This is a genomic window from Rhizobium leucaenae USDA 9039 (assembly GCF_000426285.1).
Taxonomy (GTDB): domain Bacteria; phylum Pseudomonadota; class Alphaproteobacteria; order Rhizobiales; family Rhizobiaceae; genus Rhizobium; species Rhizobium leucaenae.
The window spans coordinates 143934-164078 of record NZ_AUFB01000011.1 but is presented as its reverse complement, the minus strand read 5'-3'; the positions used below and the strand labels follow the sequence as shown (position 1 = coordinate 164078).

At 60.2% G+C, this 20145-nt stretch carries 17 protein-coding genes; 11 read left to right on the top strand and 6 right to left on the bottom strand.

Annotated features, from left to right (window positions below; genetic code table 11):
* Nucleotides 1-29 precede the first annotated feature (29 nt).
* The gene (locus tag K290_RS0118175) at nt 30-1184 is read left to right on the top strand and encodes a DUF2336 domain-containing protein (RefSeq protein ID WP_028753261.1); all 1155 of its coding nucleotides are present in this window, start codon (nt 30-32) and stop codon (nt 1182-1184) included.
* A 110-nt stretch (nt 1185-1294) separates the two neighbouring features.
* Nucleotides 1295-1699: a GNAT family N-acetyltransferase gene (locus K290_RS0118170; RefSeq protein WP_051264126.1), complete on the top strand. Its 405-nt coding sequence runs from the start codon at nt 1295-1297 to the stop codon at nt 1697-1699.
* Between the two features lie 8 nt (nt 1700-1707).
* Here the strand turns inward: K290_RS0118170 and K290_RS0118165 are convergent, their stop codons facing one another.
* The 3 genes from K290_RS0118165 to parE form a co-directional block, all read right to left on the bottom strand.
* Nucleotides 1708-2886, bottom strand: coding sequence for an AI-2E family transporter (locus tag K290_RS0118165; RefSeq protein ID WP_028753259.1), 1179 nt, complete (start codon nt 2884-2886; stop codon nt 1708-1710).
* Nucleotides 2887-3026: 140 nt separating this feature from the next.
* A complete protein-coding gene (locus tag K290_RS0118160; RefSeq protein WP_028753258.1) occupies nt 3027-4163 on the bottom strand; it encodes an esterase-like activity of phytase family protein in 1137 nt (378 codons plus the stop codon).
* Nucleotides 4164-4312: 149 nt separating this feature from the next.
* A complete protein-coding gene (gene parE / locus K290_RS0118155; RefSeq protein ID WP_028753257.1) occupies nt 4313-6376 on the bottom strand; it encodes a DNA topoisomerase IV subunit B in 2064 nt (687 codons plus the stop codon).
* A 200-nt stretch (nt 6377-6576) separates the two neighbouring features.
* On the opposite strand from parE, the gene K290_RS0118150 reads away from it, so the two are divergent.
* The 8 genes from K290_RS0118150 (at nt 6577) to K290_RS0118115 (ending at nt 15144) form a co-directional block, all read left to right on the top strand.
* Nucleotides 6577-7473 carry a phospholipase gene (locus K290_RS0118150; RefSeq protein ID WP_028753256.1) on the top strand — a complete coding sequence of 299 codons (897 nt, stop codon included), beginning with the start codon at nt 6577-6579 and terminating at the stop codon, nt 7471-7473.
* Between the two features lie 138 nt (nt 7474-7611).
* Entirely contained in the window at nt 7612-8382 is a 771-nt protein-coding gene (gene tpiA, locus K290_RS0118145; protein ID WP_028753255.1) for a triose-phosphate isomerase, read from the top strand.
* A gap of 115 nt (nt 8383-8497) precedes the next feature.
* Nucleotides 8498-9025, top strand: a complete 528-nt coding sequence (gene secG, locus K290_RS0118140; RefSeq protein ID WP_028753254.1) for a preprotein translocase subunit SecG — start codon at nt 8498-8500, stop codon at nt 9023-9025.
* A gap of 143 nt (nt 9026-9168) precedes the next feature.
* Nucleotides 9169-10797, top strand: coding sequence for a CTP synthase (locus tag K290_RS0118135; protein ID WP_028753253.1), 1629 nt, complete (start codon nt 9169-9171; stop codon nt 10795-10797).
* 64 nt (nt 10798-10861) lie between these two features.
* Nucleotides 10862-11149 carry a ribbon-helix-helix domain-containing protein gene (locus tag K290_RS0118130; RefSeq protein WP_051264125.1) on the top strand — a complete coding sequence of 96 codons (288 nt, stop codon included), beginning with the start codon at nt 10862-10864 and terminating at the stop codon, nt 11147-11149.
* 456 nt (nt 11150-11605) lie between these two features.
* Complete coding sequence (locus K290_RS0118125; RefSeq protein WP_028753251.1) at nt 11606-12655, top strand: HoxN/HupN/NixA family nickel/cobalt transporter; 1050 nt, start codon at nt 11606-11608, stop codon at nt 12653-12655.
* Nucleotides 12656-12743: 88 nt separating this feature from the next.
* Entirely contained in the window at nt 12744-13271 is a 528-nt protein-coding gene (locus K290_RS0118120; protein WP_028753250.1) for a FecR domain-containing protein, read from the top strand.
* Nucleotides 13272-13284: 13 nt separating this feature from the next.
* Nucleotides 13285-15144, top strand: coding sequence for a CHASE2 domain-containing protein (locus K290_RS0118115; RefSeq protein WP_028753249.1), 1860 nt, complete (start codon nt 13285-13287; stop codon nt 15142-15144).
* Nucleotides 15145-15255: 111 nt separating this feature from the next.
* On the opposite strand, the gene K290_RS34485 is transcribed toward K290_RS0118115, so the two are convergent.
* Complete coding sequence (locus tag K290_RS34485; RefSeq protein WP_081670350.1) at nt 15256-17154, bottom strand: TPR end-of-group domain-containing protein; 1899 nt, start codon at nt 17152-17154, stop codon at nt 15256-15258.
* 253 nt (nt 17155-17407) lie between these two features.
* On the bottom strand, nt 17408-18007 hold the full coding sequence (locus tag K290_RS0118105; RefSeq protein ID WP_028753248.1) for a LysE family translocator: 600 nt from the start codon (nt 18005-18007) through the stop codon (nt 17408-17410).
* 100 nt (nt 18008-18107) lie between these two features.
* Between K290_RS0118105 and K290_RS0118100 the strand changes: the two genes are divergently transcribed.
* Entirely contained in the window at nt 18108-18983 is an 876-nt protein-coding gene (locus K290_RS0118100; protein ID WP_172831021.1) for a LysR family transcriptional regulator, read from the top strand.
* A 29-nt stretch (nt 18984-19012) separates the two neighbouring features.
* On the opposite strand, the gene K290_RS0118095 is transcribed toward K290_RS0118100, so the two are convergent.
* A complete protein-coding gene (locus tag K290_RS0118095; protein WP_028753246.1) occupies nt 19013-20101 on the bottom strand; it encodes a citrate synthase/methylcitrate synthase in 1089 nt (362 codons plus the stop codon).
* Between the last annotated feature and the right edge of the window lie 44 nt (nt 20102-20145).

The window sequence follows — 20145 nt, the reverse complement described above, 5'->3', positions numbered from 1 at the left end:
GAGTTTGCGGGCCGGGATTCGTCCCGCCGATATCGGGGCGTTGCGTGATCATAGAAGCATTTCTTCGCTGGGCAGAGACGGCCAAAGCAGAGAGCAGGGCTAGGGCGGCCAATGCACTGGGGCGCGCCTATCTGCAATCGGCAATGCCACGAGAAGAGCGTGCTGCCGCCGAGATGGCCATGACCTACATGCTCGACGATTCATCGCCGCGCGTGCGCCTGTCGCTTGCCGAGGCCGTGGCGCGCTCCCCGAATGCGCCGCGCAACGTCATCCTGTCGCTCGCGGAAGATCAGCCCGAGATCGCGGGGCAGGTCATTCTTTTCTCACCGGTGTTTACCGACGCGGATCTCGTCGATCTTGTACTCCGGGGCAGCGATGTGACGCGCGTCCTGATTGCCTCGCGCGGACGGGTGTCGCGGTCCGTTTCCGCAGCACTCGCCGAAATCGGCGGCGAGACCGAAATCCTCTGCCTGCTGGAAAACGATGGCGCGTCGCTGTCGCCCGCTTCGCTGAAGCGGATCGCGGAGCGCCTCGGCGATCATGCCGACATACGCGGTCTGCTTCTTGATCGTGACACGCTACCATCAGACGTCCGTCACCTGCTGATGCGCCATGTCAGCGAAGCACTAATAGGCTCAAGCCTTATCCAGGCGACGATCGGCGCGGGCCGACTTCAGCATATTACCCGCGAGGCCAGCGAAGCCGCGACGGTTTCCATAGCCGGCACGGTACAGCATGAGGACATTCCCGACCTGATCGAGCACCTCAGACAGTCCGGCTGGTTGACACCGGCTTTCCTGATGCATGCGCTTTGCTCCGGAAAAGTGGATTTCTTCGCCGGCGCGATCACCAATCTTTCCGGTTGCGACGAGCGGCGGGTGCGCTCCATTCTTTCTACCGGCCGCGTCTATGCCGTCCGCGCGCTTTACGAATCCGCAAGCCTGCCGCGCGACATCAGCATCGTCTTTGTCGAGGCGACATTGATCTGGCGCGAAGCATCGCGCGCGAATGGCGCCACCATGCTCGAAAATGTTTCGACGCGGCTGATGCGTAAATTCCGGCTTACAGAACAGTCGCCTGTCGCAGCGATGCAATTGCTTGACATGGTTGAGAAACTTGCCAACGCCGAGCGGCGGCAGACGGCGCGGACATTCGCGGCGCTGGCGGCTCTTGCGGCTGCGTGATACGCATCGGCTATTGCAGCTTTGGGCTATTGCAGCTTTGGGTGTTTACCTTGCCACTGACGATTACCGTTGAATCACCGCGCCAGGATGGCGTCATCCGTCTCCTCGACATGTCCAGTGCCTACGCACAGTCGCTTTATCCGCCGGAGAGCAATCACCTGCTCGATCTGGAATCACTGGAGAGGCCCGAAGTGACATTTTGGGTCGCGCGGATCGAGGGCGATGTGGTCGGCTGCTGCGCGTTGGTTGAGGCGGGGGATGGTACGGCGGAGATCAAGCGCATGTTTGTCGATCCGCTTGCCAGAGGGCACAGGGTCGCACAGATGCTGATGGGAGCGCTGGAAGAGAAGGCGACAAAAAGAAAGCTGACCGCGCTCCGGCTCGAAACCGGCATATACCAGCCGGAGGCAATCGGTCTCTATCGCAAGTTCGGCTACACCGAGATCGGACCATTCGGCAGCTACGAGCCTGATCCGCTCAGCCTATTCATGGAAAAGATGCTTCCGCAGGGGTGAGAAGCTGGTCAGCCGTCCGACCCGTCCCGAATACGCAATTGCAATTCCGGCTCCTGCGCGTGCTGTTCCTCGGTCAATTCCGCCTCGCGGATCCATTCGCGCCAGATGGCGACGATAATCGCCATGAGTACCGGACCGATGAACAGGCCGAGGAAGCCCATGGTCTTGACGCCGCCGACAAGGCCGAAAAAGGTCGGCAGGAAAGGCAACTTGATCGGGCCGCCGACGAGCTTCGGCCGCAACGTCTTGTCGACGACGAAGAGTTCGACCGTGCCCCAAATGAACAGCCCCGCGCCGGCCCAAGGGGAGCCGCTCGCGAGCAGATAGATGGACACCAGCGACATGGAGAGCGGCGCGCCGCCAGGCACGAGAGCCATAACACCGGTCAGAACGCCGAGGGTGACTGCCGATGGCGCGCCTGCGATCCAATAAGCGACGCCAAGTACGACACCTTCGCCGATGGCGATCAGTGTCATGCCCATGACCGTGGAGCTGATCGTCGCCGGCACCACGCGGGAGATGCGCTCCCAGCGATTCGGCAGAATACGTTCGCCCAAAAGATCGACCTGACGAACGAAACTGGCTCCGTCGCGATAGATGAAGAACAGGGCGATCAGCATGAATAGCAACGTCAGCACGACATGGAAGGCGCCGCCGCCGGCGGCAAGCACCGCGCGGTAGATATTGCCGATATGTGCGCCGCTGACGAGCTGCGCCAATTCGCCGATCGAACCGGGGCTGCCGACATATTGCGTCCATTGATCCCCAAGCCAGGAACCGACGATCGGCAGCGCTAATATCCATTGTGGCGGTGGGGCGCCATCGCGGTTGACATGTACCGCCCAGGTAAACCATTCGCGGACTTCGCCGACCATGTAGATAGCCGAAAGGACGATCGGCAGCACCAGGAAGGTGACGGTAAAGGCGATAGCGATGGTTGCCGCGAGTGTCGTGTTGCCATTGGTCCGGCGCACGAGGTCGCTATAAAGCGGCCAGGTGGCGAAACCGATTACCGCCGCGGCCAGCACCGGAACGAGAAAACCGTAGAAGAAATAGATGCCGGCGGCCGCAATCAGGATCAGCAGCCAACGCGCCGCTGAAATCGACGGAATAAGGGCCATGCGCGCGGGGGCGCTTGGGCCTAGCCAGCGCGGCTCCCTCGGCTTATGACGTTCGAATACACCCACCGGACTTGCTTCACTCTTTTTATTAGATCAACCGGTTATGGGGTATGATCTAGGCTGTTTCAAGGGCCGCAACCCGAAAGCCTATATAATCCGTTGCCGTGACAGTCGGACGACTACCGATGCGAGAGTGAACACCCTGACTATTGCGGCCGCCGGATGACCTTGAAGGCAAAGAACTGCGTCTTCTGTGTCGGATTGAAATTGTTGTCGGCAACAAAGATCAGCACATCTGTGCCGTCTTTCGCCTTGCCGAAGGTGACACCCTCGATGTTGTCGGGCGCAAGGCCGAGCGCGCGCAAATCCATGACCTGCGTCTTGCCAACCGGCACGATGCGCTGATCGGTCTTGGCCAGGGACGGGATATTCGAAACATCGGTCGCGCCTTCGAGATCGAACATGTTAATGACGACCGAATTGCCGAGATCCTGCGCATAACCGCGCTCGATCGACAGCGCGTGCCGGTCGTCCAATGCCAGAATTTCCGACATGCCAAAATCATTCCAACCGCCGGGTTTAGCGGCAGCCTGCGGGATCGGCGAGACCGGATAGACATACTGCGCCTTCTGTTCGCCGGTGGCCGCGTCGTAGCGGATCAGGCGGGCAAGCGCGCCATTGGTCAGCGTCGTCATCCGCCCGTCCTGATAGAGCGCTGATTCCATGCCGACAAGAAGATCGCCACCGGCGAGGAAAGTCAGACCCTCGAAAGCAAGGTTGTCGCGGATGCCGGTGCTCTTGTCGGCCGTCGGTGCGAAACCTGCGGGCAGCGGCAGTTCGCGCACGAAGCTGCCATCGCGATTGGCCACCCGCACGAAAGGCGGCAGCAGCGCCTTGCCGTCACCTTCGCTGCTCCAATAGATGCCCTCTTTGCCGATGCGGACCGACTCCGAATCAACCGTTCGAAAAGCAAAAGGCTGGCCGTTCTTATCCTTCAAGGTTACGTGATCGAGAACTGTCACGCCCTTGAGACCGGCGGCGCTGACATCAATGTCGAGATCGTAAAAGCGCGCCGGCGCCTTTTCGGAGCGGTCATCGCTGATGGAAACATAGTGTCCGGTTGAAGGATCGAAATCGATGCCGGAGAGACCACCGACTTCGACGCCGTTTTCCATAAAACCGGTCGGAATGTCGTATTCGCCGAGATAAGAGAGGCTGGTATCTGCCTTGCAGTCACCGAAGGGACAGGGCACGTCGATCGCCATGCCGACATCGGCAGCACGGGCAGCAGCGGAACCGAGAAGAAGGGCAGCGGCGGCAGTCGTCAAAAAGGGCTTCAACATGGCGATATCGTTACATCCGGATTTACGAGTTGGTGGGTTCGCAAAGATGCAGCATCTATGCATCCGCCCGTGACGCTTTCGTTACGGATGTCGGTCAGTTCGATAAAAATATCGCGAGGTCGTTTTTGCCGCGGCGGGGGACGCCGTCGCTAGATATCCAAATTCTCCGCAAATGCTGCGCGTTCCTGGATAAAGCGGAACCGGGCGTCCGCCTTGGTGCCCATGAGGTTGTCGACAGCCTCGCGCGTGCCCTCGAAATCCACCTCGTCGATCTCGACGCGCAACAGGGTGCGCTTCGTCGGGTCCATAGTCGTTTCCTTGAGCTGGGCGGGGAGCATTTCGCCGAGACCTTTGAAGCGGCTGATCTCGATCTTGCCTTTGCCCTTGAACTCGCTCTCCATCAGCTCCAGCCGATGGGCGTCATCGCGGGCATAGATGGATTTCGACCCCTGCGTGATCTTGTAGAGCGGCGGCACGGCCAGGAAAAGATGCCCGCCACGGATCAGTTCCGGCATTTCCTGATAGAAGAACGTGATCAGCAGCGAGGCGATATGGGCGCCGTCGACGTCGGCATCGGTCATGACGACGATACGCTGATAGCGGAGATCTTCCTCACGATATTTCGAACGCGTGCCACAGCCGAGCGCCTGGACGAGATCGGCGATCTGCTGGTTGGCGGACAGCTTTTCGCGTCCGGCGCTGGCGACGTTGAGGATCTTACCACGCAGGGGCAGGATCGCCTGGTTGGTGCGATTGCGCGCCTGCTTGGCGGAGCCACCGGCTGAATCACCTTCGACGAGGAAGAGTTCGGCGCCTTCGGCGGTATTCTGCGAACAATCGGCGAGCTTGCCCGGCAGGCGCAGCTTGCGCACCGCCGTCTTGCGATTGACTTCCTTCTCCTTGCGGCGGCGCAAGCGCTCTTCGGAACGCTCGATCACCCATTCAAGCAGCTTTTCAGCCTCGGCCGGATTGTCGGTCAGATAGTGATCGAAGGGATCGCGCAAGGCGTTTTCGACGATGCGCTGCGCCTCGACGGTTGCGAGCCTGTCCTTAGTCTGGCCGACGAATTCCGGTTCGCGGATGAAGATGGAAAGCATGCCGACGCCGGAAATCATCACATCGTCGGTGGTAATGCCGGCCGCGCGCTTGTTCTGCGTCATCTCCGCATAATTCTTCAGCCCCTTGGTCAGCGCGATGCGCAGGCCAGCCTCGTGCGTGCCGCCTTCGGGGGTGGGGATGGTATTGCAATAGGAATGGATCTGCGGGTCGCCGCCATACCAGGTGATCGCCCATTCCAGCGAACCATGGCCGCTTGCCTTCTCCGACTTGCCGGCGAAAATCTCGCGGGTGACGGTGAACTCGTTGCCCATCGTCGCCTTGAGGTAATCCTTCAGGCCGCCGGGGAAATGGAAGACCGCCTTTTCCGGAATATCGGAGGCTCCGTGCACCAACTCCGGATCGCAGCTCCAGCGAATTTCGACGCCGCCGAAGAGATAGGCCTTGGAGCGCGCCATGCGGAAGACACGGGCAGGATCGAACTTGGCATGCTCGCCGAAGATCTGCGGATCGGGATGGAAACGAACCCGGGTGCCGCGACGGTTATGGACATCGCCGAGTTCTTCCAGGCCGCCTTGCGGCAGGCCGCGCGAAAAGCGCTGGCGATAGAGCTTGCGATTGCGCGCCACCTCGACTTCGAGATCGTCGGACAGGGCGTTGACGACGGATACGCCGACGCCGTGCAGGCCGCCCGAGGTCTCATAGGCCTTGCCGTCGAATTTACCGCCGGCATGGAGCTTGGTCATGATGACTTCGAGCGTCGACTTGCCCGGCACCTGCGGATGGTTTTCGACCGGAATACCGCGACCATTATCGGTGACGGTCAGATAGCCCCGCTGGTCGAGATATACTTCGATGAAATCGGCATGGCCGGCGACGGCCTCGTCCATGGAATTGTCGATGACCTCGGCGAAGAGATGATGCAGCGCCTTTTCGTCGGTGCCACCAATATACATGCCGGGGCGCATGCGCACCGGCTCCAGGCCTTCGAGAACGCGGATCGAATTCGCCCCATACTCTTCAGCATTCGAAGTTGTCGGGGCTGCGCGTGGAGCAGGGGCGGCCACAGGCTTTTCAGCCTTGACGACCGGCTTGTCCGCCGCTTCCGGCTTCGGCGGAAGGGGCAGTGCGGAGAAGAGATCGTTGCTGTTATCCATGGAGCTGTTCAGATTTGTCCTTGAAGGGGTCATACCCCAAAATCACCGCAGTTGCCGTCAGTTTCGCGAATCACCGTGATTCTGCCAGAAACGGCGCGCGAGCGCGATGGCACCCCTGTAATGGGGCAAATTCGGAAAAAAGATTTGCGTTGCCGGGCGGCGAATGGCAAGCCCGTGGGCCTATCGAGGGAAGTATCCGCATGCGAATGTCCACAGCTCATTTGTCGATTTTAGCAGCAATTGCGGCGTTTTTGCCGTTGGCAGCCGCTTCGGGCGCCGCCGCGGACGCGCTGAAGCCTTTCAAGGATGACCTGTTTTCCAATCAGACGGTCCTCGAAAGCCATGACAATGGTGCTTTCGAAACGATCGACTATCAGGAAATGCGCGACATCAACGGCCGCGACGAGGTACCGGAACGGCGCGTCAAGCCGGCCTATGTCGCAACCGGCGTGCGCTGGAAAGCGCAGCAGGACGAGACCTTGCCGCTCGGAGACCGCAAGCTCGACGTGACGCGCATCGGCCCCGCATCCAAGCAGTCCTTCACCGTGATCTTCATCCACGGCCGCGGCGGCGACCGCAGGCTGGGGTCGAACGACTTTACGTTCGGCGGCAATTTCAACCGGCTGAAGAATCTCGCCTATAACAATGGCGGCACCTACTACGCGCCGAGTGTGAAGAGCTTCAACAGCGATGGCGTCGCCGACATCGCGGCTCTGATCCGCTATTCCTACGAGCAATCCGGCGGCAGGCCCGTCATTCTCACCTGCGCGTCGATGGGCAGCTTCATCTGCTGGGGCATCACCCGTGACGCCGAGAGCGTCAAGCGTCTAAAGGGAATGGCGATTTTGAGCGGGGTCACCGATCCGGATTTCGTAAAAAGCGCTCTCTACAAGGCGAAATTGCCGATCTGGTTCACCCATGGCAGCAAGGATCCGGTCTATGCCGCCGCCGATCAGGAGGCTCTGTTCGAAAAGCTTTACAAGGCGCATTACCCCACGCGATTTACGCTGTTTGCCACCGGCAACCACGGCACACCGGTACGGATGACCGACTGGCGGAAGGTGCTGAATTGGATCCTTGATCCACAGCCGTCATAATTCTTTTCGAAAAAATTTCGGCTTATTTTCGAAAGAACGATCTTTTTAAATGGTTTGAATTCGTTCCGACCGCTTTCAATAACTTTTCTTTCCGTCCCAGTTTTGTTAGTGCGGCAGAGAGGTGAGAGGAAACGCGGAATGACAGATAGAATACGACCGCTTCTGGCGGGAAACTGGAAGATGAATGGCACCCGGGCCAGCCTGGACCAAATCAAGGCTATCGCCGAGGGCGTGAAGGCGCCGTTATCGGAGAAGATCGATACGCTGCTCTGCCCGCCGGCAACCTTGCTCTACGTGGCAACAGCGCTCTGTGACGACAGCCCGCTGGCGATCGGTGCGCAGGACTGCCATTCGCTGGTCAGCGGCGCGCATACCGGCGACATTTCCGCCGCGATGATCGCCGATTGCTTCGGCACGCATGTGATCGTCGGCCATTCCGAGCGCCGCAGAAATCATGCCGAAAGCGATGCATTGGTGCGCGCCAAGGCGGAAGCGGCACTTACGGCTGAACTTACCACCATCATCTGCATCGGCGAGACGGCCGACGAGCGGGACCAAGGCCAGACGCTGGATGTGCTCAAGCGCCAGCTTGCCGCTTCCACACCCGACGGGGCTGCGTCGGAAACGACCGTCATTGCCTATGAGCCTGTCTGGGCGATCGGCACGGGCAAGGTTCCCACTTCCGCCGATGTCGAGGAAGCGCATGCTTTCATTCGTAGGGAGCTGGTAGCGCGCTTCGGCGGCGACGGCGAGAAATTCCGTCTTCTCTACGGCGGCTCGGTCAGCGGCGCCAATGCGGCTGACCTGCTGGCGGTCGCTAATGTCAATGGCCTCCTCGTTGGCGGCCAGAGCTTGAAAGCGGCAGACTTCCTCGCCATCTACAGCGCATTCGAACGGCAGTTCGCCTGAAGGTGTCACTTGCCGGAATTCCAGTCTTAAAAGGACTTGGAATAGGCGAAAGCCTCATGTAAAGAGCCGCGAGCTTTTCTTTTTGATGCCCGCGCCCGCGGGCAGGACTGGACCTATGCAAACCGTACTGCTTGTCATCTATCTCATGGTTGTCATCGCCCTTATCGGCGTGGTGCTGATTCAGCGCTCGGAGGGCGGTGGCCTGGGCATTGGCGGCGGATCGGGCTTCATGTCCGCGCGTGGCACGGCCAACGCGCTGACGCGGACCACGGCAATCCTTGCAGCGCTGTTCTTTGCACTGGCGCTGGGCATGAATGTTTACTCGCGCTTCGAAGGACGCCCGACCGACATTCTCAACCGTATTCCGAGCACCGCCGGTCAGGGCAACGGCATTCTCGATTCGCTCGGCGGCCAGAAGGGCGCGGCACCAGCAGGCGGCCAGTCGCAGCCGGCCAACAATAACGGCGTTCCAAACAGCGGCGCGGTTGCTCCGCAGTCTCAGACGACGACCCAGCCCGCTCCGACGGCGACCCAGCCGGCAACCACGACGACGCAGCCTGCTCCGGCCACCGGTCAGCAGACGGCGCCCGCGACGACTACCACGCCGGCCCAGGGTGGCAACGGCGTTCCGACCGGCCAGTAAGCCCGGTCATCGACTATCATCCTCCGGCAGATCTTCGATCTGCCGGTTTTGTTTTGTCAACATTCCGCGTTCTGCGTCCAAAATTCCGGAAACGAATTTTAGGGCTGGCGGAATCATTTGTTAAAAGGTATCCGGTGACTCCCATGGCGCGATATGTATTCATCACTGGCGGCGTGGTTTCTTCCCTCGGAAAAGGAATTGCGGCCGCGGCTCTCGGAGCGTTGTTGCAGGCCCGTGGCTATCGGGTCCGCCTGCGCAAGCTCGACCCCTATCTGAACGTGGACCCGGGCACGATGAGCCCGACCCAGCACGGCGAAGTCTTCGTGACCGACGACGGTGCGGAGACAGACCTCGATCTCGGCCATTACGAACGCTTTACCGGTCGTTCGGCCACCAAGACCGACAACATCACCACCGGTCGCATCTACAAGAACATCATCGACAAGGAACGTCGCGGCGACTATCTGGGCGCCACCGTTCAGGTCATTCCGCACGTCACCAACGAGATCAAGGATTTCGTGACCGAAGGCAATGACGAGTATGATTTCGTCATCTGCGAGATCGGCGGCACCGTCGGCGACATCGAGGCCATGCCCTTCATGGAAGCGATCCGTCAGCTCGGCAACGACCTGCCGCGCGGTACAGCCATTTACGTCCACCTGACGCTGATGCCCTACATTCCTGCTGCCGGCGAACTAAAGACCAAGCCGACGCAGCATTCCGTCAAGGAACTGCAGGCGCTCGGCATTCATCCCGACATTCTGCTGGTGCGCGCCGACCGGGAAATCCCCGAGGCCGAGCGCCGCAAGCTTTCGCTGTTCTGCAATGTCCGCCCTTCGGCCGTCATCCAGGCGCTCGACGTCGCCAACATCTACGACGTGCCGATGGCCTATCATAAGGAAGGCCTCGACAACGAGGTGCTCGCCGCTTTCGGCATCGAGCCGGCTCCGAAGCCGCGCCTTGAACAGTGGGAAGAGGTCTGCAATCGCATTCGCACACCGGAAGGCGAGGTGACCATTGCCATCGTCGGCAAATATACCGGCCTCAAGGATGCCTATAAGTCGCTCATCGAAGCGCTGCATCACGGCGGCATCGCCAATCGGGTCAAGGTCAAGCTTGAATGGATCGAGTCGGAAGTCTTCGAAAAGGAAGATCCGGCGCCGTATCTCGAAAAGGTCCACGGCATTCTCGTGCCCGGCGGCTTTGGCGAGCGCGGCTCTGAAGGCAAAATCCTGGCTGCCCGTTTCGCGCGCGAGCGCAAGGTGCCGTATTTCGGCATCTGTTTCGGCATGCAGATGGCCGTCATCGAAGCTGCCCGCAATCTCGCCGGCGTTGAGCATGCCTCGTCGACCGAGTTCGGACCCACGCCGGAACCGGTTGTCGGCCTGATGACCGAATGGCTGAAGGGCAACGAATTGCAGAAGCGCACGGCATCCGGCGATCTCGGCGGCACGATGCGCCTCGGTGCCTATAAGGCCGCACTGAAGAAGGGCACGAAGATTTCGGAAATCTACGGCTCCACAGATATTTCGGAGCGCCATCGCCATCGCTATGAAGTCAATATCGATTACAAGGACAGACTGGAAGACTGCGGCCTGACCTTCTCAGGCATGTCACCGGATGGTGTCCTGCCGGAAACGATCGAATATCCCGACCACCCCTGGTTCATCGGCGTCCAGTACCACCCGGAACTGAAGTCGCGGCCGCTGGAGCCTCACCCGCTGTTCTCGAGCTTCATCGAAGCGGCGACCGAACAGAGCCGATTGGTTTAAGGGCGATGGAAGGCCGGACCGCGTCTCTTGCGGATTGGCCTTCCCAAATCTGATTGTTGACATTATGTGCTACAACTCCGCTCAGTTGAAGACTGCGGAGGCATCGGACAATAGCATTCACGTCCGGGTAAGCGTCCAGTTGCAGGCCCACATTCAACGGCAGATCGGCGAGAATGGTCTCTATGAAAATGCCAGCGAATATATTCGGGCACTTATCCGCCGCGATCTGGAGACACGCGCCGAGGCCTGGGAATGGCTACGGGAAGAGCTGCAGCCTGCGCTGCTGGCCGACGAAAGTGAATTTGTCGCCGTCTCCGCCGAAGATGTGATCCGTCGCAACCAATCGCGTTAGCATGAACGGATGTTTGTTCTATTTTCGTGCGGATGCGGCTCAGAACCGCATCTGGATCGATACCGCTGAGCGATAGGGCGAGGCTCAAGCCAATAAGTATATGAAGGGCATCACGCCCACTTGGAGCAGCTTTCGAAAGCCAAAGCTCTTTGGCGTAGATTGCCAAAAAATTTGGTTGCGCCTGCCGATGCCGCGTCTTCGATATTTTTAAGCCGTTACGAGCGGCACTTCATATTTTTTCGAGAGCTGCCGAGCGGCAGATCGGCGTGATGGGCACCTTGCACGGAAGAATGGATTTGCCGGTCAGGCTAAGGGAAGATCTGACCAGCATTCTCGACAGACTTCGTTAGCCAATTGGTTTTCCCCACTGCAAGAAGTCCCGCCGTTACGTCATTTGACTGTCGCGTCTTCCCAATTTCCGTGGCACTTTGCCGGCAAGCGTAGTGGGACAAAAGTATGATACTCAATCCATTTGACGATCGGGCGGGACGGTCGAAAACCAAAATTGCCATCACCTATGTTGTTCTGATTGCATTCAACATTGCTGCCTGGATTTGGGCATGGACCGCCTTTGCCGACAGGCCGTCGCTGCTGGGCACCGCATTTTTAGCCTATATGTTCGGCTTAAGGCACGCTTTTGATGCAGACCACATTGCCGCCATCGACAATGTGGTGCGCAAGCTGATGCAGGAGCGGAAACAGCCTTATGCTGTCGGCTTCTTCTTTTCACTCGGACATTCAACGATCGTCGTGCTTGCGTCTGTTGTCATTGCCGCAACGGCCGCCGCGATGCAGAGCAAGCTCGATTCATTCCACGATGTCGGAAGCGTCATCGGCACGGCGGTGTCGGCCGCATTCCTGCTTCTCATCGGCGTCGCCAATCTGTTCGTGCTCAAGGGCGTGTGGTCGGCCTTCAACCGCGCGCGAAGGGGCGAGAGGATCGTCGAGGAGGATCTCGACACATTGCTGGTCGGGGGCGGTTTGCTGGCGCGCGTATTCCGCCCGATGTTCAAGGTGGTGAGACGGTCCTGGCACATGTATCCCATCGGCTTTCTCTTCGGCCTCGGTTTCGATACCGCGACCGAGATCGGCCTGCTCGGCATTTCCGCAGCGCAGGCGGCACAGGGAATGTCCTTCTGGACAATTCTCGTTTTTCCGGCGCTTTTCACCGCCGGCATGTCGCTGATGGACACCAGCGACAGCATATTGATGACCGGCGCCTATGGCTGGGCTTTCGTCAAGCCGGTTCGCAAGCTCTGGTACAATCTGACAATCACCGCTGCTTCGGTAGTCGTTGCCGTCTTCATCGGCGGCATCGAGGTGCTGGGCTTGATCTCCGACAAACTCGGTCTCGAAGGCAGCGTCTGGAGCTTCATCGGCGATCTCAACGACAATCTCGCCAATTTCGGCTTCGCGGTCGTCGGCATCTTCCTACTGAGTTGGCTGATTTCGACCATCCTCTACAAAGCCAAGGGCTACGACAACTTGCAGATTAACCGCTCCTGACGCATCATCACTTCTCACGGATTTATATTGCTGCGGCTGGAATTTAGGGGCCTACCGCCACACATATATTTCATGAGGGGGCACAATCATGAGCCAGACAAACCGTTTTCTCGGCGCTGCCGGAGGCGCCGTTTTGTGCGTGATCGGAACCGGTTCGGCCTCCGCACAAACAACCGGCTGTTCGCTACGCCCGACGGTCAGTGCCGAGCGGCAGACGCTGAATTGCGAGCCCGGCCTCAGCATCACTGTCGAACGCGGGGCAAGCTATCGGCTTGCCGACCGCAATCGCGACGGCCAGGTTGATGCTGTGGTGCTGAGCAGCAAGGCGGCGCTGGTCGATGTCGACAACGGCCGGATCAAGGGCGGGTTCGAAGTGGTGACGCCGCAGGCGATCGCCGCCGTGCGCGGCACACGATGGGCAGTCGATGCGGGCCGCGGCAAGACATCCGTGCTGGTGCTGCGCGGCCGCGTCGCCGTCAACAAGGTTTCGACCGGACAAGGAGTTACGCTTGGACGCGGGCAGGGGGTCGATGTCGATCACAGCCGTGGTCCCCTGCGTGTTACCAACTGGGGACAACCACGCATAAACGCGTTGATGGGCCGCCTCGGCCAGTGAGATCCTGATTCCCATGCGCAGACCACCGCTGCAGACGTTGATTGCGCTCGTCTTGACCGCCGTCTGGGGCGCGGGCCTTGGCATCGCCCATCTGCGGGGCGACATTCCCTTTATTGACGGCGCCGAGGCAACGCTGACCAATCTCAGGAATGTGCTCGGTGGCAGCCGGCAACCGCCCGACGTCGTTACGATCGTCGCCATTGATGATGAGGCGTCGCGCCAAGCCGGCCACTACCCGCTGCCCCGTGCCACGCTCGCAAAAGTCATCGACGCAATCGCCGCACTGAAGCCGAAAGCGATCGGGCTCGACATGCTTTTAGTCGACCCCGGCGCAGAAGCCGACGATGCGGCGCTGGCGCAATCGCTGAGACAGACCAACGCCGTGCTTGCCGTCGCTGGCATTTTTCCCGAAAGCCGCCAGCGCGTTGCCGATGATAATAAGGAGCCGCTTACGCGCATACCCAGCGCGCTGCAATTCCTGGAGCCGCAGCAGCGGTTTGCGCAGGCGGCGGCCAATGGTGTTGTTAACGTGCAGACCGACAAGACGGGAACGCCGCGCTTCGTGCCCATGCTGTTTCGCAGCGGCGAGCGGATCGAACCGTCCTTCTCGCTACGGGTCGCTTCCGCCGCGACCGGCGAGGCTGCGACCGTCATTTCCGACCACATCAAGCTCGGTGACCGGGTGGTGCATACCGATACCGGCTATCTCATGCCGCTCTCCTTCTACGGTCCGCGCGGCACGATCCGCACCATCGGCGCCAGCGCGGCACTGACCGGGCAATTGCCGGAGGAGGCGATCAGGGACCACATCGTCGTCATCGGCGCGACGGTTACCGGGGGCGGCGATGTTTTTCCGACGCCGTTCGATCCAGTCCTGCCAGGCGTCGAGGTCATTTCCACATCGATCACGCATCTGATCGCCGGGGACGGGTTGGTGCGCGACCGGAATGCGCGCCTTATTGACCTCGGCTTCGCCACAGGCCTGCCGGTCGTCCTCGTCGGGCTGCTGGCCTGGCGGCGCAACACTATCGGCCTGATCGTGGCGCTCTGCGTCGTCCTTGCCTGGCTGTCGATCAACATCAACGCCTTCAAGCACGGTATCTGGCTGAGTGCCGCCGTGCCCATCGCCGCCGCGATGCCGCCGGCGCTGCTGTTCGGCGCCGCGCAGCTCTGGCTTGGCCGCAAACAGGCCAGGCATTTCGCGCAGCAGAGCGAACTCCTCCAGCGCATTCAGGCGCCGGGCCTTGCCGAACATCTTGCCCGCGATCCCGGTTTTCTAGCGGAACCGGTGCGCCAGGAAGCGGCTGTGGTTTTCATCGATCTCAATGGCTTCACAGGTCTCAGCGAAGCGATCGGCCCCACGGCGGTGCGCGAATTGCTGAACGGCTTCTACGATCTTGTCGACGAGGAAGTAACGGCCTGCGGCGGTGCCATCACCAGCTTCATGGGCGATGGCGCCATGATCTTGTTCGGCCTGCCGCAGCCGAAGGACGACGATGCTGCCAATGCCGCGTGCTGCTGCATTCACCTCGCCGATCGAATGAGAGGCTGGTTTGGAACGCTGCCGGATACCATCGCATCTCGCATCGGCTTCAAGATCGGCGCGCATTTCGGCACCGTCGTCGCCTCCAGGCTCGGCGTTCACAGCCGTCAGCAGATCACGGCCACCGGCGATACCGTCAATGTCGCCAGCCGCCTAATGGAGGTGGCCGCCCGCAGCAATGCCGAGATCGCGTTCAGCAACGACCTCTTGCAGTCGGCCGGTCGCGACAGCGAACCCTATACTGAAGGCAAGCTCGATGGCCCGATAGAAGCGAGCCTGCGCGGCCGCGCCGGTTCTCTGGCCGTCTGGCTATGGCGCAGCCGAGCGTAATCCCGAAAGGTGCGGTGTTCTAAAGCGGTTCAGCTTTTCAGGGAATCTCTGACCCGCTCTGTTTTCACGCAATTCCGGACGGAAAACGCTGCGCACTTTTCTGGAATTGCTTTAGCAAAGAGCTTCGTCTTCGCTGGATACCCTCTGCTCCTCCGGGGTATGCCCCACGTTGAACCTCTCGAACATTTTCTGGAAACGCGGCAAGTCACGCAGCGAATCCAGATCGGAATCATTGCTGAACCAGAGCACCTGATAGGCAGAGCTTAGCGGCAGCAATCTCTCGAGCAGGTCCAGGGCAGCATCGCGATCGCCGAGCACGGCATAGGCGCAGGCGACATTATATTGGGCGCAGATGTCGTCCGGATCGATCGTGAGGGCACGCGTCGCCCATTCCCTGGCTCGCCCCGCCTCGCCGAGGTGGGCGAGGGCGATGGCGCCGCGGTGGGCGGGCCCTGAATTTTCCGGGTTGAGATCGAGCGCTCGTTCCGCACGCTCGATGCCGATCCTTGCCCAGTGCTCCAGTTCCATTGTCCTACCGAGTGAGCGGAAGGCACTGATGAGATGCACCGGTGACAGATAGTCGTCGGTGCGGATCGCCGCCGCACGCTCGAAATAGTACACGGCCTCCTCAAACCGGCCATGCATGAACAGGAAGCGGCCATAGTGGAAATTCGCTTCATAGAGGTTCGGTTGCAGCGCCATGGCGCGCGCGAAGGCGGCCGTCGCCTCCTCGTTCAGTCCGCTTTGATGCAGTGCCAGACCATGCGAAGCGTAGGCTTCCGCCAAATTCGGATCGAGTTCCAATGCCTTGGCACTCATCGCCATGATGTTTTCCAGCGGAAACTCGCGCGGGCTCCAGTCTCTCAACGCCGAGTCGCAATCGGCTATGCCGGCATAGGCGCGGGCGTAATCCGGATCCAGCTGAACGGCCTTCAGGAACATCCGCCGCGCCAAGAGCAGGTAGGACCGCGTCCAGGCATGCGAAAATTGTCGGCCGCGAAGGTAATAGGTATAGGCTTCGATATTGGCGGTCGGCTCACTCTCGATCGCCTTCTTCTCCTCCGGCTGCAACTTGATCTTTAGTTGGTCGACGATCGCATGGGTGATCTCGTCCTGGATGGTGAAAATATCGGTCAGATCGCGATCGAAACGGCCGGCCCAGAGATGCGTGCCGTTGCGGGCGTCTATGAGCTGACCGGTAATGCGCACGCGCTGTGCAGCCTTACGGACGCTGCCCTGTAGAACGAAGTCTGCGCCGAGTTCCTGTGCTATGTGCTTCACCTTCACGGACTTTCCCTTGTAGGTGAAGACAGTGTTGCGGGCGACGACGTTGAGGCCGGAAATTTGCGAAAGATCGGTGATCAGGTCCTCGGTAATCCCGTCGGAGAAATATTCCTGCTCGAGGTCGTCGCTCATGTTGACGAAAGGCAGCACGGCAAGCAGCCGTTTGCGGCCATCCCGCACCGGCAGAGCGACGACCGATGAGGTCGTTGGCGCGCTGAGAGAAACGGTATAGACGCGGACGCTGTGGGCGATGTTCTTCAGGGAATGTTCGCCGCGATCCTCGAAGGAAACGCCAAGGCGAGAACCGACATGATCGCGCACAGAGGCGGAGACGGCGATGCCGCCCGGCTCGGCAATGGCTTCTAGTCTCGCCGCCAGATTGACGCCTTCACCAAAAATGTCGCCATCCTGGACTATGACGTCGCCGAGATTGATGCCGATGCGCAACTCGATGCGGCGGTCCTGCTGTGCGTCTTCGTTGCGCCTCAGCATATCGCGCTGGATTTCGGCCGCGCAGGCGACTGCGTTCACTACGCTCGAAAATTCGACCAGCATGCCATCGCCGGTGTGTTTGACGATGCGCCCCTTATGTTCGGTAATCCTGGGGTCCAAAACTTCGGCGCGATGCTGCCTGACCGCTGCCAGCGTGCCGGCCTCGTCCATTCCCATCAAGCGGCTGTAGCCCACGATGTCGACAGCAAGAATGGCAGTCAGTCGGCGCTCCAAGTGGCCCCCGAATTCATCTTGTGGTCTAAGGCTGCAGTTTACGCCGATATTGTCACAATGTCGTGCGTAGCGTTCCATATTGCACCATGGCAGTTGGAAAACATTTAGGGCGCGCAGATAGCACCAATCCAGGGCAAGAAGCGAGCGGTCTTTGTGGTTAGCCCTTTGTGGTAAGGGCTATGGTTCCATCATTTTTGCTAGCCCGAAATACGCAAAATCCCACACGATTGGCGGCATATTCGCTATTTTTGTTTTATCCGCGCCACATGGGAATGATGGAAATCACAAGCAGGCAGGCGAGGAAAAAATTGAGCGCGCGCCATTGCAAAGGTGTTTTCAGCAGACGGCCGAGCAATTGCCCAGCGGCGCACCAAATAGACAGCGAAAATGCGGCGACAAGGCAAAAGGTCAAGCCAAACACAATGGCGAGAGTGGCTGAGTCGCTTGCCAAGGTAGCGAAGGAGGCGGCGGCAGCGATCGTCATTGCCCAGCCCTTCGGATTGTACCAGAGCATCCAGATGCCGGCGATAAAACCTGCCGGTTTCGCCATGTCACCGCCGAGACGCGGCGGACCGCTTCGGCTGATGCGCAGAGCAAGCCAGATCAGATAGAGCGAACCGAGCGTCTTCATCACGATTTGCAGCGCGGGCAAGGCCATCAGCAGTCCGCCTAATCCGGCCGCTGCGGCGCAAGCGACGGAACCGAGACCGACGGCGCAACCGGCAATGATCGGTATGGAGCGACGAAAGCCGAAATGCGCGCCGGAAGCCGTGGCAATCGTCGTCGCGGCGCCCGGCGTAATAGTCGAGACGAGCGCAAAAAGGATCAGGGGCAACAGGGCTTCGATGGTCATGCAGGGTCGCTCTTCATTTTTCCGTGAAGACATATCCGAGCAGCCATCATCAGAAAAACGAATGTTGAAGGAGCGATGCATTAGCGTTTATAATGCACCAATGGCTCGAAACTTCGATATCGCTCTCATCAGAACTTTTACTGCGGTTGCCGATCACGGCAGCATGACCGTTGCGGCCAATATGCTGCACATGACGCAGAGCGCCGTGAGTCAGCAGATCAAGCGGCTGGAGGAGATGTTCGGCTGCGCCCTGTTCGAGCGGGAAAAGCGCGGATTGCGGCTGACGGATGCGGGCGAACGACTGCTCGGCAATGCCCGGCGGCTGTTGATCCTCAACGACGATATCTGGGCCGACATGACGGAAACTACGGTCGAGGGCAGCGTGCGGCTCGGCATGCCCCATGATCTCGTTGGGACGGTTCTGGCGCCGGTGCTCAGATCCTATGCCGAACGTCATCCGCAGGTGGAGATTTCGCTGGTCTGCGGCTCGTCGCCCGAGTTGATGCAGGCGCTAGACAACGGTGTAATCGATCTTGGTGTCATCGAGGAGCCGCTCGGCACCTCCAAGGGCGAATGCCTGACAATCGACCGGCTCGTTTGGGTCGGTGCTAGAGCGGGCAGCGCTTACCGAAAGGACCCGCTGCCGATTTCAATGGTGGCCGATACCTGCGCCTTCCGGCCCTCGGTTTTCGCGGCGTTGCGAGATCACGGGCGCCGCTGGCGCACCGTGTTCGAGAACGGCAATATCGAGGCGACGACGGCGACTGTGCGCACCGACCTTGCAATCACCGCCTGGCTTTGCTCGACCGTCCCTGCCGATCTCGATATTCTCGGCGCAGGCGATGGCCTGCCGGACCTGCCGATCTTTTCCGTCAGCCTTTACTTACCCAAAAGCGAGACGGCGCCACCCGTAACCGAACTCGCCCGCCATATCCGCGAAGGGCTGATGCGGCCGCGACAGGTCGCAGCCGCTTGAGGATCTATCCGACCGGCCAGCCGCTTCTATTAGGCCGCCTTCGGCAACGGCCCCACATAACGTGACTGTGGACGGATCAGGCGGCCATCGAGCATCTGTTCGCGCGCATGAGCAATCCAGCCCACCGTGCGACCGATCGCAAAGACGCCGGTGAAGGCGTTGCGCGGAAAGCCCAGGGCATCGAGCAGCAGCGCGGTATAATATTCGACATTGGTTTCCAGCGGGCGGTCGGGCTTGCGCTCCTTCAACAGCGCCAGAGCCGCGGCTTCGATCGCTTCGGCAAGCGCGATGCGGCCGGCATCGGCCTGACCGCTCGCAAAGATCGGCCGCAGCGCCGTCTTCAAAGCATCGGCACGGGGATCGCGGACGCGATAAATGCGATGGCCAAAGCCCATCAGCCGTTCACCATGGTCAAGCGCCTGCGACAGCCACGCGCGGGCATTCTCCGGCTCGCCGACGGCATCCAGCATGTCGAGGACCGGGCCGGGCGCGCCGCCGTGCAGCGGTCCCTTGAGCGCGCTGATCGCAGCCAACACCGACGACGTCAGGCCGGCATGGGTCGAGGCGATAACGCGGGAGGCGAAGGTGGAAGCATTCAGTCCGTGGTCCGAGATCGTCACCAGATAGGCATCCAGCCCGGCTGTCTGTTCGGATGTCGGATGCTTGCCCGTCAGCATGCGCAGGATGTCGGCGGATTGAGACAGGGAGGCGTCGGGCTTGATTGGTTTTTCGCCATTCTGAAGGCGCAGCACCGCGGATAGGAAGACCGCCGGCGCCGCCATGAGGCGGATGGCGGTGGTAAAATCATCGCCGTCTCCGATACGCGCCAAAAGCGCCCTCATAGCGTCCACGGGCGGCAAAGCCAGCAATACCGCATCTGCCGCTTTGACATGCGCAAAGAGTTCCGCGCGCGCGGCGCCCAATAGCGTCCGGATGCTTGCGGCGTCGGCATGTTGTTCGAACAAACCGTCCAGCAACAACGCAGCGACATCCTCAAAGCGGCTGGTCGCGACCAGGTCGTCCAGCGACACGCCGCGGATGATCAGCCGGCCGGCGGCGCCATCGACATCGGACAGCTTGGTTTCGGCAGCAATGATATCTTCGAGACCATTTTTCATCATTATTCTCCTTTGACTATGCGTTTAGTTGAGTCTTATTTCCA

What these genes read in the sequence shown, in the direction of transcription:
- K290_RS0118170 (WP_051264126.1), top strand. Translation starts at nt 1,295, where the DNA reads ATGTCCAGTGCCTACGCACAGTCGCTTTATCCGCCGGAGAGCAATCAC.
- K290_RS0118160 (WP_028753258.1), bottom strand. Translation starts at nt 4,163, where the DNA reads ATGTTGAAGCCCTTTTTGACGACTGCCGCCGCTGCCCTTCTTCTCGGT.
- parE (WP_028753257.1), bottom strand. Translation starts at nt 6,376, where the DNA reads ATGGATAACAGCAACGATCTCTTCTCCGCACTGCCCCTTCCGCCGAAG.
- K290_RS0118150 (WP_028753256.1), top strand. Translation starts at nt 6,577, where the DNA reads ATGCGAATGTCCACAGCTCATTTGTCGATTTTAGCAGCAATTGCGGCG.
- tpiA (WP_028753255.1), top strand. Translation starts at nt 7,612, where the DNA reads ATGACAGATAGAATACGACCGCTTCTGGCGGGAAACTGGAAGATGAAT.
- secG (WP_028753254.1), top strand. Translation starts at nt 8,498, where the DNA reads ATGCAAACCGTACTGCTTGTCATCTATCTCATGGTTGTCATCGCCCTT.
- K290_RS0118135 (WP_028753253.1), top strand. Translation starts at nt 9,169, where the DNA reads ATGGCGCGATATGTATTCATCACTGGCGGCGTGGTTTCTTCCCTCGGA.
- K290_RS0118130 (WP_051264125.1), top strand. Translation starts at nt 10,862, where the DNA reads ATGTGCTACAACTCCGCTCAGTTGAAGACTGCGGAGGCATCGGACAAT.
- K290_RS0118125 (WP_028753251.1), top strand. Translation starts at nt 11,606, where the DNA reads ATGATACTCAATCCATTTGACGATCGGGCGGGACGGTCGAAAACCAAA.
- K290_RS0118120 (WP_028753250.1), top strand. Translation starts at nt 12,744, where the DNA reads ATGAGCCAGACAAACCGTTTTCTCGGCGCTGCCGGAGGCGCCGTTTTG.
- K290_RS0118115 (WP_028753249.1), top strand. Translation starts at nt 13,285, where the DNA reads ATGCGCAGACCACCGCTGCAGACGTTGATTGCGCTCGTCTTGACCGCC.
- K290_RS0118105 (WP_028753248.1), bottom strand. Translation starts at nt 18,007, where the DNA reads ATGACCATCGAAGCCCTGTTGCCCCTGATCCTTTTTGCGCTCGTCTCG.
- K290_RS0118100 (WP_172831021.1), top strand. Translation starts at nt 18,108, where the DNA reads ATGGCTCGAAACTTCGATATCGCTCTCATCAGAACTTTTACTGCGGTT.
- K290_RS0118095 (WP_028753246.1), bottom strand. Translation starts at nt 20,101, where the DNA reads ATGAAAAATGGTCTCGAAGATATCATTGCTGCCGAAACCAAGCTGTCC.